The following is a 12,364-nucleotide window of genomic DNA, read 5'->3' on the forward strand; positions in this document are numbered from 1 at the left end:
CGCTATCTGTCGTGCGCTGCCAGGCGTGCGAGGCGGTCGTTGTAGTCGTTGAGCTCGGCCTCGCCGGTGCGGTCGGCGTTGCGGTCCCGGCGCTTGGTTTCCTTGTCGTCGCTGCGGCCCCACTGGATGGCCACGATGATGGCCAATGCGATGGTGGGGATCTCGCCGACGCTCCAGGCGATCCCCCCGCCGGCCTGCTGGTCGGCCAGGGCGTTCAGCCCCCAGTCGCGGCCCATGGCGCCGTACCAGTCCGCGAGGAGCAGGCCGGTGCCGGTCATCAGGGCCAGGCCGAAGAAGGCGTGGAACGCCATGGTGCCCAGCAGCAGCAGCAGCCTGAACGTGTACGGCAGGCGGAACGGCACCGGGTCGATGCCGATCAGTGACTGCACGAAAAGGTACCCGGTGATCAGGAAGTGCACGATCATCCACTGGTGGCCGATGTGGTCCGTCGTCGCCCAGCTGAACAGCGACGTGTAGTAGAACACCCACAGCGACCCGGCGAAGAGCACCGCGGCCACGATCGGGTTCGAGATGATGCCGGCGAAGCGCGAGTGCACGGCCAGCAGGATCCACTCACGGGGGCCCCGGCTGCCGTCGCGGCGCATCCGGATGGCGCGGGCCGCCAGGGTGACCGGAGCGCCGGGAACCAGCAGCACCGGCACCAGCATCGTCAGGGCCATGTGCGCGAGCATGTGGGTGGAGAAGAGGTACTTCTCGTACACGTTCACGCCGCCGTTGGTGATGTAGAACAGGGTGACCATGCCCAGCGTCCAGAAAATGGTGCGGTGCAGCGGCCAGCTGTCGCCGCGGCGGCGCAGCCGCCGCACCCCGGCGAGGTAGAAGAAGATGCCGAACGCGCAGAACAGCACCCAGGCGAGATCGAAGTTCCACTCGGTGAAGTACCTGGCGAAGGTGAGCTCGGGCGGCAGGGGCTCGCCGGTGAGGATCTGCGCCGGGGTGGCGGTGGGGATCGCCGTGGTGACCACCTGGGCGACCGGGGTGGCCGTTCGGGCGAGGGCAGCGGCCACGCCGCTGGCCAGGCCCATGAACGCGATCTCGCCCACCACGAGCCACCAGAAGAAGGTGTCGGTGCGGCCGGCGCCGGTGCGCATCCGGCCGATCAGGTACCGGCGCTGCAGCACGCCGAAGCCGCCGAGCACGAGCAGCAGCGCCACCTTGGCGAGCACCAGGATGCCGTAGCCGGTGAGGAGGCGGTCCCAGCTGCCCACGCGCAGCTCGGCGCTGACGTAGCCGGAGGCGGCGACGACCACGAAGCTGACCAGCGCGAGGGTGGAATACCGGCCGACGACCTCACGCAGGCGCGTGGACGACAGCTGCTTGTGCAGCAGGATGATGGTGAGAATTCCGCCCAGCCATACGGCTGCGAAGACCAGGTGCAGGCCCAGCGCCGTGATGGCCGCGTCATGGCCCTCGGCGCCGGCGGAGTGGCCCTGCTGGGCCATCGGCAGCAGCGCGAGCAGGGCGAGCACGGTGACGAAGACCAGCGCGGTCTGGTTGCGCACGGCGAAGCAGAGCACGGTGACGGCGGCGGCGATCAGGGTGGTGGACAGCCAGGCCTGGCCGAGCTCGATCTGGCTGAAGAACTGACCGACGGTGGCGCTGAAAGTGTCGTTGAAGCTGATCGTCGCGTTGGTCACCTGGAGGAAGGTGAGGAAGCCGGTGATCGCCGACGCGATGGTGAGGAAGGCGGCGGAGCCGGCGGCCAGGTCGATGGCGGTGCCGTACTCCCGTTCCTTCGGGCTCAGGGCGAAACAGGTCAGGACCAGGGCGCCGATGGTGCCGGCCGCGCCGAGGTTGACGAGCAGCTTGGCCACCGGAAGGCCCCATCGCACCACAGCGCCGGGATCGGCGAGCAGCTGGGCCTCGGCACCGCCGCCGTAGACCAGGCCCGCCACCGTCGCCACAATCGCGGCCAACAGCAGGGCTGCCGGCCCGATGATTCGCACATAACGGGACACCACTCCAGCTTAACCGGCGGGGGAAGCCGAACCCGCCGTGGCCGGCCACCGCGCAGCCGGGCGCCTTCGGGCGCCGGCGGTTAACCAGCGGTGGGCGCCGACCGAAGTCGACGCCCACCGGCACTACAAAAGCTGAAACCTACTTGGCGGCAGCCTTGAGCTTGCTACCAGCGGTCAGCTTGACGCGGTGGCCGGCAGCAATGGCGATTTCTTCGCCGGTCTGCGGGTTGCGGCCGGTGCGAGCGGCGGTTGCGGTGCGCTCGACGCCGAGCCATCCCGGGATGGTGACCTTGCCGTCGTTCGCAACGGTGTCGGCGAGGGTTGCAAAGAAAGCGTTCAGAACGCCGTCGACAGCAGCCTGGCTCTGGCCAGAATCTGCGGCAACCTTGGCAACGAGCTCGGTCTTGTTCAGCGACTTGTCAGCCATTGAGTGTCCTCCTCGGACCTTCGTCTGTAAAAAAACAGGTATTCACGTGAAGCGGGCGACGTTGAGACAACGCCTCCGTTGGTCGGTTCGACCGCGTTGAATCTAGCATTGATCCGCGAGATTCCGCGGATTTACGGCGTTTCGGGACGCTTTGCCCGGCGGATTGGGGTGTGTTTGTGCTGTGCGCGAACTGTGCGCCCCCGTACGGGGATGACGGTGCCGTTCGGGCGCAGACGCAGAACAGGGGATGACCGACCGAAGTCGGGCATCCCCTGTTGATACTGCGCTGTTCGCGGTTACGCGATCAGTAGCTGGTTACCAGCTGGACTTGGTGATGCCGGGCAGCTCGCCGCGGTGCGCCATGTCGCGGAAACGTACGCGCGAGATGCCGAACTTGGAGAGGTGGCCACGGGGACGTCCGTCAACCGCGTCGCGGTTGCGCAGGCGAACCGGCGAGGCGTTGCGGGGCAGCTTCTGGAGGCCCTTGCGAGCCTCTTCACGGGACTCGTCGGTGCCGGCCGGGTCGACAAGAGCCTTCTTCAGCTCGAGGCGCTTCGCGGCGTAACGCTCAACGATGACCTTGCGCTGGTTGTTCTTGGCAATCATGCTCTTCTTCGCCATTTTTAGCGCTCCTCACGGAAGTCAACGTGCTTGCGCACTACGGGGTCGTACTTCTTGAGTACGAGACGGTCGGGGTTGTTGCGACGGTTCTTCTTGGTCACGTAGGTGTAACCGGTTCCTGCCGTCGAACGCAGCTTGATGATCGGACGTACGTCCTGAGCCTTAGCCATTAGATTTTCTCCCCACGTGCGAGCAGGTCCTTGACGACCGACTCAATGCCGCGAGCATCAATAACCTTGATGCCCTTTGCCGAGAGGGTCAACGTGACGTTGCGGCGAAGCGACGGCACGAAGTACTTCTTGGTCTGCACGTTCGGGTCGAAACGACGCTTGGTGCGCCGGTGCGAGTGCGAAATGTTGTGTCCAAAGCCGGGAACGGCTCCGGTCACCTGGCAGGTTGCTGCCATGGTTTTCCTCCAATACCGAAGGGCGAATGCCCTTCCCAAGATCTCTTGTCGGCCGGTTCGCGTTGGATTCCACCCTGAAGCGGCCTGCCGAAAGGTGAGTTTCAGCGGCTGATTCGGTGGGAGGAAAAGTCACGAACAAGCAATGCACGCACAGATATGCGCAGCAGCTACCCAGCCTACGGGGTGGGGCGTTCCGATGCAAGCGCGGTGCACGCCGCGCACAGGCCGAAGATGTCGATCACGTGGGCGGCTTCGGTGAAACCGTGCTTGGCCGCCTCCTCGGTGGCCCAGTTCTCGATGGCGTCCACCTCGATCTCCACGGTGAGTCCGCAGTTGCGGCAGATCAGGTGGTGGTGGTGATCCGTGGTGCTGCACGCCCGGTACAGGCTCTCGCCGTCGGGCGACTGCAGCGAATCGGCGTCGCCCTCCAGCGCCAGGTCGGCGAGCGCACGGTAGACCGTGGCCAGGCCGATCGGGGAACCGCTGGTGTGCAGGGCCGAGTGCAGGCCCTGGGCGCTGACGAACCCCTCGACGCGGCCGAGCTCGGTCCGCACGGCCTCTCGCTGCCAGGTGTTTCGCTTCATGCTTTCAACCGTAGCCCGGCGCGGACGGGAGTGGGAACGCCTCCGACGCGCGCACGCAGTGAGCGTGCCCCCAGTGCGAGAAGGAAGCAGGCGGCGGCGGTGAGCGCGATGGCGGGCCCCGCCGCCACATCGAGAATGCGGGACAGCAACACACCGACAACCCCGGATCCGGCGCCGATGAGAGGCGCGAGCAGGACGATGCCCGGCGCGGTCCGCATCAGCAGTCGGGCGGCCGCGGCGGGGGCGGCGATCAGGGCGATGGCGAGGATGGCGCCCACCGCGGGCATCGCCGTCACGACAGTGGCGGCGATGAGCACCAGCGTGAGAAGTTCAATCGGCCACTCCCGGTACCCGGCCGCCCGGAAGCCGGTGCGGTCGAAGGTGGAGAACAGGATCTCCTTGCCGAAGAGAATGGCCGCGAGCACCGCCGCGGTCAGAACCGAGGCGGCAAGAAGCACGTCGCCGTCGGTGACGGTGAGGATGGAGCCGACCAGGTAGGACTCCACGTGCACGGGCAACGACGGGTTGAGCGCCTGAAGCAGCACACCGAGCGCGAACCCTGCGGTCAGCATGATGCCCGACGCCACCTGGCTGCCCTGGCGGCGCACCCGGCCGAGGAGGGTCATCACCGCCACGATCACGGCGCTGGCAACGGCGGCGCCCAGCGGGATGCTCACTCCCAGCAACGCCGCCGCGACGGCGCCGGGAAACGTGGCATGGGTGAGCGCCTGGGCGAAGAAGGTGCGCCGGCGCAGCAGCACCAGGGTGCCGACCAGGCCGCTCAGCGCGCCGATGACGGCTGCGGCCAGCAGGGCCTTCTCGAAGTAACCCATCAGGCGGTCACCGGTTCCGGATCGACGGCCGGCTGGGCGGGGCGGCGCATCCGGTCAACCGCGAGGCGGCAAAGGAGCACCAGCAGGTAGCCCGCCACGAGTACCAGCACCACGGTGGCGCCGCTGGGCAGGTCGATGCCGGCCGAGACGGAGGCTTCGAAGCCGAGCGTCAAGCCCAGCCAGGCGCACAGGGCGGCGAAGCCGGCCGCGAGAGGGAAGAGAGCCCACAGCCGCACCGTGACCAGCCGGGCGACGGCGCCGGGTACGATGAGTACGGCCAGGACGAGCAGATTGCCGACGGCGCTCGATGCGGCGACCACCACGAGGGCGATGGCGACGTTCAGCACCAGGTCGAGCAGCAGCGGCCGGTAGCCGGCCGCGGCGAACGCGGTGCGGTCGAACGCCCGGAACACCTGCTGCTTGAGGGTGAGGCCCACCAGGAGCAGGGCGATCGCGCAGATGACCAGCGTCTGGGTCACCTCGGCGGCCGTGACCGTGAGCAGCCGGCCGAAGAGCAGCTGTTCGAGCTGGCCGGCATAGTTGGTCTGCCGGGACACGACCAGGATGCCGATGCTGAACATGGCCGTGAAGACGATCGCGATCGCCGCATCCCCCGACACGGCGCGCCGGGTGATCACGGTGAGCACGACCGCGGCCAGGATGGCGGCGATCATGGCGCCGACGAAGAGTCCCTCGCGGCCGCCCCAGACGAAGCCGATGGCGATGCCCGGGAAGACCGAGTGGGTGAGGCCGTCACTGATGAATTCGAGGCTGCGCAGGTTGACGAGCACGCCGACGATGCCGGCGACCAGGCTGAGGGCGAGCAACACCACCAGCGCCCGCGCCATGAACGGCAGGGCGAACGCGGTGAAGAGGGGTCCGAGCAGGTCGGCCATTCAGTGGCCTTCGTGGCCGGGAACGACGAGCGTGTGCTGGTCCATCTCGACGCCGACCTCGTGGAAGGTGCGCTGCACGTTGTCGAGGGTCAGCACACTCTCGCGTGGTCCGAAGGCGACCTGGTTGCCGTTGAGCAGCAGCACTCGCTCGCAGACCGCGCGGGCCAGTTCGAGGTCGTGGGTGGACACGAGCACGGCGACGCCCTCGGCCTTGAGCCGTTCGACGGTGCCGACGAGGGCCTCCCGGTTGGACTGGTCGAGCCCGTTGAAGGGTTCGTCGAGCAGAAGCAGCCGGGGGCCGGCCGCCACGGCGCGGGCGAGCAGGCCGCGCTGCTGTTGGCCGCCGGAAAGTTCGCCGAACCGGGTTGTGGCGAGGTGGTCGAGGCCGACAGTCTCCAGCGCAGCGGCCACGGCCTTGCGGTCCTTCCTGCCGGGCAGGCGCAGCCAGCCGAGCTCGCGGTAGCGGCCCATCATGACAACCTGTTCGAGACTGACCGGGAACTCGGGGTCGAGCTCGTCGGTCTGCGGCACGTAGCCGACGGTGCCGGCCGGGGCGGTGGCGTGGCCGAGCACCTCGACGGTGCCCTCAGTGCGGTGGATCAGGCCCAGGATGCCCTTGAGCAGGGTGGACTTGCCCGAGCCGTTCGGCCCGATCAGCGCGACGGCCTCACCGGGATGCAGATCGAAGTCGATGCCGGTCAGAGCCGGGGTCTGGGCGTAGGCGAACGAGGCCCCGGAGACGCGGAGGGCGAGCGGTGCGGGCATGCGCTGCTGAGAAGGGTTCTCGTTCACTGTTCAACTATTGCAGGTCGGCGGGTACGGCGCTGGGCGTCACACCCCAGGACTCGAGGATGAGGCGCACATTGTGCAGCTGGCTGGCGATGTAGGTGGCGCCGGCGCTGTCGGCCGGGCCCAGCGAATCGCCGTAGAGGGCGTCGTCGCCGGAGTACACCGCGACGCCGGCCTCTGCGGCGATGGTGTCGGCCGCCTTCGGGTTGATGGACGCCTCCGAGAAGACGGCCTTGACCCCGGTGGTCTTGACGGCGGCCACGAGGGCGTCGATCTCGGCGGCGCTCGGCTCGGCGTTGTCGTCGAAGCTGGGGATGACGCTGCCGACATAGGTGATGCCGTAGGCGGCGGTGAAGTAGCCGAAGGCGTCGTGGTTGCTCACCAGTAGGCGCTCGCTGGACGGGACGGCGTCGACGTTCTCGCGGATCCAGCCATCCAGCTCGGCGAGCTGGGCGCTGTAGACGGCCTCGTTGGCCTCAAAGTCGGTGGCGTGGCTGGTGCTGGCACCGGCCAGGCCATCGGCGATGGTGGCGACCATGGCCTCGGCATTTTTCACGTCGGTCCAGATGTGCGGGTTGCCGCCGGCGTGGTCGTGCTCGGCCTCATCGTCGTGGCCGGCCTCCTCCTCCTGCGCGGCCTCATCCTCGTGCGCGGCCTCCTCCTCGTGGCCGGCCTCCACACCCTGAATGGTGATGCCCTCATCGGAGTCGATGGTGACCCCGTCGAAGCCGGAAGCCTCGATGGCGTCGTCAAGCCACTCTTCGAGCCCGACGCCGTTGATCACGAGCACATCCGACGCGCCCAGGGCGGTGAGGTCGGCGACCGACGGGTCGTAGCTGTGCGCGCTCTGGTTGGGCTGGATCAGCTGGGTGATCGTGACGCCGTCGACGTCGCCGACGATGTTGCGGGTGAGGTCGGCGATCTGGGTGGTCGTGGCGACGACCTTGAGGTCACCGTCCGATCCCGCGGCGTTGGTGGCGGTCGTCGAGCATCCGGCCAGCACGAGGGCGGCGGAGGCGGCCAGGGCGGGGAGGAGGAGTCTGGGGGTCTTCACGATCGAAACGCTACGCCTATTGATAATGATTGTCAAAACCATTAGAGCCGATGGTGGCGGGTCAGAGGTGCCGCAGGTACCGCTCCGGGGCGTCGAGGAAGCCGGCCCAGTTGGTGACCAGGTCGAGATCGCGCCAAGCCATCTCGCGCAGCCCCCACTCGCCCACCTCGAGGATCCGGGCACCGGGCAGCGCGGCGAGCAACGGCGAGTGCGTGGACATGATCACCTGCGAACCGCCCGCGGCCAGCAGCTCCTTGAGGTGGCCGAGCAGCGCCAGGCAGCCCGAGAACGAGAGCGCGGATTCCGGCTCGTCGAGCACCCACAGGCCCCGGCCGCGGAACTTGTCGATGGCCAGCTCGAGGAACGATTCCCCGTGCGAGATCTCGTGGAAGCGCGGCTCAGGCCCACTGCCCGGGTTCTCCTCCAGGTAGGTGAAGAAGCCGTGCATGGTCTCGGCGCGCAGAAAGTAGCCGCGGCGGGTGCTGCCGCCGCTGCGCACCAGGCGCAGGTGGTCGTGGAGCGAGGATTCGCTGGGCCGGGTGGAGTTGCGTGCGCCGGTGGAGCCACCCTCCGGGGAGAGACCCCAGGCCAGGGCGATGGCCTCCACGAGCGTGGACTTACCGGCGCCGTTCTCTCCGACGAAGACCGTGGCCGGCCCCAGGTCGATTCCGGTCTCGAGTAGCTGGGCCACCGGCGGCAGGGTGGCTGGCCAGGCGTTCCTGGGCAGCGGATGCTGCGGGTCTTCCTCGATCCGACGCAAAGGTGTGCTCTCGAAGGCCATGCCCCATCCTCCCCCGCCGGCCGCGATTCGCGCATCCGGTTCGCCGCCGTGCGGCGGCCCCGACTTGCGGCAAACACCCCTGTCAGCGGTGTCGAAGGGGGATAGTGCGGCAACTCGGCGCTGCGCCCGACGGTGACATCGGGCACACTCCCGCTTCAGAGCCCGCACAGGGGGATAGTGCGGCAAGTCGCGGTGGCGACGCCCGCCGTCTACTCTGTTGCCATGAGAGCACGCGCCGGAAAGGGCACCGTCCCGCCCGCCGGGAGCCTGCCCCCACGCACTCGCCTCGGTCGGACCAGTCAGGCCAGCCGTGACAGGTCGGTGCCGCCCGCCCCGGTGGCGATGCTGCGCCCGTGGCGGCTCGACGACGCGGCCAGTCTGCAGACCGCCTTCACCGTGAGCGGCGACCTGGCCGCCCAGGTCGGTGCGATCGAGCTGTCGACGGTCGCACGCTGCGAGAGTTTCATCACCGAGAACCTCGCCCCCGCGACGGTCTCGCGGCAGGACTTCGCGATCAGCCTCGACGGCGTCGCGGTGGGCAACGTTGGTGTGGGCAGCATGGAACACCGGCACGGAACCGGCTGGGTCTACTACTGGGTTTCGGCCGAGGCCAGGGGCCAGGGCCTGGCGACGCTCGCCCTCGCCTCGATCGCCGACTGGGCCTTCACCGAGCAGGGCCTGCACAGGCTGGAGCTCGGACACCGCACCAACAATCCGGCCTCCTGCCGGGTCGCCACCACAGCGGGTTTCGCGGCCGAAGGCATCGAGCGGCAGAAACTGAAGTACGGCACCGAGCGCTTCGATGTGGAGACCCACGCCCGGCTCCGCACCGATCCGCGTCCCCCGGTCCGCCTCCTGTCCACCGTCACCTTCTAGGCCGAGTCGATGGACGAGCCGTCGTCAACACCGCCGTCAGCACCGCCGTCAGCACCGGCACCTGCCCGCGCGGCCGACCGGCTCCTGGCGGTGGCTGGGTTGGCGAACGCCCGCGACCTGGGCGGCATCCCGTACCGCACCGGCGGTACGACCGCGGCGGGCGTGTTCTTCAGGTCGGAGAACCTGGACCAGACCACCCGCGCCGGCTGGGATCAGCTCTACGCGGCGGGCATCCGTACCGTCGTCGATCTGCGCCAACCCGGCGAGCGCGCCCAAGACAGCCAACCGCGACCGGACTGGCTCACCACCGTGCCCATCGACCTCGACGGGCTGGAGAACACCGCATTCTGGGCGGACTACTGGGACAACGGCCTGGTCGGCACCGCGCTGTACTACCTGCCGCACCTGGCCGCGATGCCGGAACGGTCGGGGGCCGCGCTGGCGGCGCTGGCCCGGGCGGCACCGGGCGGCGTGCTCTTCCACTGCGCGGCGGGCCGGGACCGCACCGGGCAGATCGCCCTCCTGCTGCTCACCATCGCCGGCGCCGAGCCCGAGGCCATCGTGGACGACTACCTGGAGACCGTGCGCCGCGGCGACCAACGGGCCGTCGCATCCGGTCGGGCACACGAGGAGGCCGAAAGCGAGGCGCTCTGCCGATCCTTCGGCACCACAACGGAGGGCGCCTTTCGCACGGCCCTGGCAGGCCTCGACCTGCCTGCAGTGCTCGCCGCGGCGGGCATCACCGACACCGAGCTGGCCACCCTGCGCAGCTGGCGACAGAGCCGCACGGTCTGAGCCGCGATGTCGCCGCGCCGAGCCGCCCCGCTTGAAGTGATCGAACGCCTGCGCGCGGCCGGCTGCGTCTTCGCCGAAGACGAGGCCCGGTTGCTGACGGCGGCCGCCGGAACACCGGCCGAACTGGAGCAGCTGCTCGGCCTGCGCGAATCCGGTCTGCCGCTCGAACAGGTGCTCGGCTGGGTGGAGTTCTGCGGGCTGCGGATCATCGTCCGGCCGGGCGTTTTCGTGCCGCGTCGACGCACCGGCCTGCTGGTGCGGCGGGCGGCCCGGCTCCTCCGGCCCGGCTCTGTGGCGGTCGACATGTGCTGCGGCACAGGAGCCGTGGGGGCCGCACTGCTCGCTGGCGAGCCGGGGCTGACGCTTTACGCCGTCGACATCGACCCGGCGGCGACGATCTGTGCCCGGGAGAACATCGAGCCGCTGGGCGGTATCGCCCTCACCGGCGACCTGTTTTCCCCATTGCCGCGCACCCTGCTCGGCCGGGTCGACGTCATTGTGGCCAACGCCCCTTACGTGCCCACGGATTCGATAACTCGGATGCCGTCCGAGGCTCGGCTGCACGAGGCCAGGGTCGCTCTCGACGGCGGCCACGACGGCCTCGACGTTCAGCGCCGGCTCGTGGCGGCGGCCCCGGAGTGGCTGTCCCCCGGGGGCCGGCTGCTCGTGGAGACCAGCGCCGGGCAGGCGCCGGAGACCCTGGCGATCTTCGCCCGGCACGGTCTCAGCCCGCACGTCACACACTCCCGGGCGCTGGATGCCACCGTCGTGATCGGTATCCGTTCGGCGTGATCGGTATCCGTCGCCGGCCTCAGCGATCTCGCCAGGTGAACTACTCCAGGAGCAGCGCCGGCTCCTCGATGATGCTGGCCACGTCGGCCAGGAACCGGCTGGCCACGTCGCCGTCGACCACCCGGTGATCGAAGCTCGCGCCGATGGTGGTGACGAAGCGCGGGCGCACCTCGCCGTCGACGACCCAGGGCTTGAGCTTGATCGTGCCCAGCGCCACGATGCCGGCCTCTCCGGAGTTGAGGATCGGGGTGCCGGTGTCCATGCCGAAGACGCCGATGTTGGTGATCGTGATGGTGCCGTTGGCCATCTCGGCCGGGCTGGTCTTCCCGTCCCTGGCCGTGAGGGTGAGCTTCTCGAGGGCGCCGGCCAGCTCGAGCAGGCTCATGTCCTGGGCTTCCTTGATGTTGGGCACGATCAGCCCACGCGGGGTGGCCGCGGCGATGCCGAGGTTCACGTAGTGCTTGATCACGATCTCCTCGTCGGTGAAGACCGAATTGACGGTGGGGTTGCGCCGCACGGCCCAGATCATGGCCTTGGCCATGATCAGCAGCGGCGACACCTTGACGCCGGCGAAATCGGTGGAGACCTTGAGCCGCTTGACGAACTCCATGGTGCGGGTGGCGTCCACGTCCACGAACAGGCTCACGTGCGGGGCGGTGAAGGCGCTGCGCACCATGGTCTGCGCGATCACCTTGCGCACGCCCTTCACGGGGATGTGCTCCTCGCGGTCGGTCGGCCACTCCGGCGTCTGGATGTTGCGGAACACGCTGGCCTGGGTGGCCTCGCGCAGCACGTCCTCGCGGGTGACGTCACCGAACCGGCCGGTGGGCTCCACCTGGCTGAGGTCGACGCCGAGGTCCTTGGCCAGCTTGCGGATCGGCGGCTTGGTGATCACCGGGCCGGCGGAGCGTGCCGGGGCGCCGGCCGGCTTGGCGGATACGGCGGGCGCGGGCGCCGGTCGAGCCGGCGGCGTGGCACGAGCCGGTCCCGTCGCGGCGGTGGCCGAGCGCGGCCCCGAGGCAGCCGGGCCGCCCTGCGGGGGCGCGGTCGGCGCGGCAGCGAGAGCCTCGTGCGCTGCCGTCGGCACCACGTGCCGGCGTCGGCGGGTGGGCATCGACGCGGCGGCACCGCGGCCCACGAGTACCGCCGGGGACTCCTCTGCGGGCTCCTGCGAGATGGTGCTGCCGGCATCCTGGGCGGCCACGGTGAGGTCGTCGTCGGCCGGGGCGGGCGCATCCGGTGCGGGCGCAGCGCTGTCGTCGGTGGCGCCGGCCTCGGAGAGGATCGTGATGATCACAGTGCCCACGTCGACGGTGGTGCCCGGCTGCACGAGTATCTCGCCGACGACGCCAACGTACGGCGACGGCAGCTCAACGAGCGACTTGGCGGTTTCGATCTCGACGAGCACCTGGTTGATCGAGATGGTGTCGCCTGGGGCGACCTTCCACTCGACGATTTCGGCCTCGGTCAGGCCCTCGCCCACATCGGGGAGGGTGAATCGGGAGACGCTCATGGGGTGCCTTTCACAGCA

General features: G+C 69.2%; 15 protein-coding genes. 3 read left to right on the plus strand and 12 right to left on the minus strand.

What is annotated here, in order from left to right:
- Positions 1 to 2 precede the first annotated feature (2 nt).
- The 11 genes from B7495_RS17595 to B7495_RS17645 form a co-directional block, all read right to left on the minus strand.
- Positions 3 to 1,979 carry a cytochrome c oxidase assembly protein gene (locus tag B7495_RS17595; protein ID WP_205748693.1) on the minus strand — a complete coding sequence of 659 codons (1,977 nt, stop codon included), beginning with the start codon at positions 1,977 to 1,979 and terminating at the stop codon, positions 3 to 5.
- Between the two features lie 139 nt (positions 1,980 to 2,118).
- The gene (locus B7495_RS17600; RefSeq protein WP_066598601.1) at positions 2,119 to 2,406 is read right to left on the minus strand and encodes an HU family DNA-binding protein; all 288 of its coding nucleotides are present in this window, start codon (positions 2,404 to 2,406) and stop codon (positions 2,119 to 2,121) included.
- A gap of 315 nt (positions 2,407 to 2,721) precedes the next feature.
- A complete protein-coding gene (gene rpsN / locus B7495_RS17605) occupies positions 2,722 to 3,027 on the minus strand; it encodes a 30S ribosomal protein S14 (RefSeq protein ID WP_035835254.1) in 306 nt (101 codons plus the stop codon).
- A gap of 2 nt (positions 3,028 to 3,029) precedes the next feature.
- Positions 3,030 to 3,197, minus strand: a complete 168-nt coding sequence (gene rpmG / locus B7495_RS17610) for a 50S ribosomal protein L33 (protein ID WP_066598602.1) — start codon at positions 3,195 to 3,197, stop codon at positions 3,030 to 3,032.
- Positions 3,197 to 3,433, minus strand: a complete 237-nt coding sequence (rpmB, locus tag B7495_RS17615) for a 50S ribosomal protein L28 (protein WP_066598603.1) — start codon at positions 3,431 to 3,433, stop codon at positions 3,197 to 3,199. Before rpmB ends, rpmG begins: the two co-directional genes overlap by 1 nt.
- 176 nt (positions 3,434 to 3,609) lie before the next feature.
- The gene (locus B7495_RS17620; protein WP_088457738.1) at positions 3,610 to 4,017 is read right to left on the minus strand and encodes a Fur family transcriptional regulator; all 408 of its coding nucleotides are present in this window, start codon (positions 4,015 to 4,017) and stop codon (positions 3,610 to 3,612) included.
- Complete coding sequence (locus B7495_RS17625) at positions 4,014 to 4,850, minus strand: metal ABC transporter permease (protein ID WP_088457739.1); 837 nt, start codon at positions 4,848 to 4,850, stop codon at positions 4,014 to 4,016. The genes B7495_RS17620 and B7495_RS17625 overlap by 4 nt, the downstream gene beginning before the upstream one ends.
- Positions 4,850 to 5,746 (minus strand): metal ABC transporter permease, encoded by an 897-nt coding sequence (locus B7495_RS17630; RefSeq protein WP_088457740.1) that lies wholly within the window; start codon positions 5,744 to 5,746, stop codon positions 4,850 to 4,852. Before B7495_RS17630 ends, B7495_RS17625 begins: the two co-directional genes overlap by 1 nt.
- Positions 5,747 to 6,538 (minus strand): metal ABC transporter ATP-binding protein, encoded by a 792-nt coding sequence (locus B7495_RS17635; protein ID WP_240632307.1) that lies wholly within the window; start codon positions 6,536 to 6,538, stop codon positions 5,747 to 5,749. It abuts the gene before it with no gap.
- 7 nt (positions 6,539 to 6,545) lie between these two features.
- Entirely contained in the window at positions 6,546 to 7,589 is a 1,044-nt protein-coding gene (locus tag B7495_RS17640) for a metal ABC transporter substrate-binding protein (RefSeq protein WP_240632308.1), read from the minus strand.
- Between the two features lie 61 nt (positions 7,590 to 7,650).
- Complete coding sequence (locus B7495_RS17645; RefSeq protein WP_088457743.1) at positions 7,651 to 8,370, minus strand: AAA family ATPase; 720 nt, start codon at positions 8,368 to 8,370, stop codon at positions 7,651 to 7,653.
- Between the two features lie 222 nt (positions 8,371 to 8,592).
- On the opposite strand from B7495_RS17645, the gene B7495_RS17650 reads away from it, so the two are divergent.
- Genes B7495_RS17650 through B7495_RS17660 form a run of 3 tightly spaced genes read left to right on the plus strand, consistent with a single transcriptional unit; the run spans position 8,593 to position 10,833 of the window.
- A complete protein-coding gene (locus B7495_RS17650) occupies positions 8,593 to 9,246 on the plus strand; it encodes a GNAT family N-acetyltransferase (RefSeq protein ID WP_240632309.1) in 654 nt (217 codons plus the stop codon).
- Positions 9,247 to 9,255: 9 nt separating this feature from the next.
- A complete protein-coding gene (locus B7495_RS17655; RefSeq protein WP_088457745.1) occupies positions 9,256 to 10,041 on the plus strand; it encodes a tyrosine-protein phosphatase in 786 nt (261 codons plus the stop codon).
- A 6-nt stretch (positions 10,042 to 10,047) separates the two neighbouring features.
- Positions 10,048 to 10,833: a putative protein N(5)-glutamine methyltransferase gene (locus B7495_RS17660; RefSeq protein WP_088457746.1), complete on the plus strand. Its 786-nt coding sequence runs from the start codon at positions 10,048 to 10,050 to the stop codon at positions 10,831 to 10,833.
- A 40-nt stretch (positions 10,834 to 10,873) separates the two neighbouring features.
- Here B7495_RS17660 and B7495_RS17665 read toward each other — a convergent pair whose 3' ends face one another.
- Positions 10,874 to 12,346: a dihydrolipoamide acetyltransferase family protein gene (locus B7495_RS17665; protein ID WP_088457747.1), complete on the minus strand. Its 1,473-nt coding sequence runs from the start codon at positions 12,344 to 12,346 to the stop codon at positions 10,874 to 10,876.
- Positions 12,347 to 12,364: the final 18 nt, after the last annotated feature.

This window comes from Cryobacterium sp. LW097, assembly GCF_002205495.2.
Taxonomy (GTDB): Bacteria; Actinomycetota; Actinomycetes; order Actinomycetales; family Microbacteriaceae; genus Cryobacterium; species Cryobacterium zongtaii.

Coding starts and splice junctions, on each gene's coding strand:
- B7495_RS17600 (WP_066598601.1), bottom strand. CDS start 2,406: ATGGCTGACAAGTCGCTGAACAAGACCGAGCTCGTTGCCAAGGTTGCC.
- rpsN (WP_035835254.1), bottom strand. CDS start 3,027: ATGGCGAAGAAGAGCATGATTGCCAAGAACAACCAGCGCAAGGTCATC.
- rpmG (WP_066598602.1), bottom strand. CDS start 3,197: ATGGCTAAGGCTCAGGACGTACGTCCGATCATCAAGCTGCGTTCGACG.
- rpmB (WP_066598603.1), bottom strand. CDS start 3,433: ATGGCAGCAACCTGCCAGGTGACCGGAGCCGTTCCCGGCTTTGGACAC.
- B7495_RS17620 (WP_088457738.1), bottom strand. CDS start 4,017: ATGAAGCGAAACACCTGGCAGCGAGAGGCCGTGCGGACCGAGCTCGGC.
- B7495_RS17625 (WP_088457739.1), bottom strand. CDS start 4,850: ATGGGTTACTTCGAGAAGGCCCTGCTGGCCGCAGCCGTCATCGGCGCG.
- B7495_RS17630 (WP_088457740.1), bottom strand. CDS start 5,746: ATGGCCGACCTGCTCGGACCCCTCTTCACCGCGTTCGCCCTGCCGTTC.
- B7495_RS17645 (WP_088457743.1), bottom strand. CDS start 8,370: ATGGCCTTCGAGAGCACACCTTTGCGTCGGATCGAGGAAGACCCGCAG.
- B7495_RS17650 (WP_240632309.1), top strand. CDS start 8,593: ATGAGAGCACGCGCCGGAAAGGGCACCGTCCCGCCCGCCGGGAGCCTG.
- B7495_RS17655 (WP_088457745.1), top strand. CDS start 9,256: ATGGACGAGCCGTCGTCAACACCGCCGTCAGCACCGCCGTCAGCACCG.
- B7495_RS17660 (WP_088457746.1), top strand. CDS start 10,048: ATGTCGCCGCGCCGAGCCGCCCCGCTTGAAGTGATCGAACGCCTGCGC.
- B7495_RS17665 (WP_088457747.1), bottom strand. CDS start 12,346: ATGAGCGTCTCCCGATTCACCCTCCCCGATGTGGGCGAGGGCCTGACC.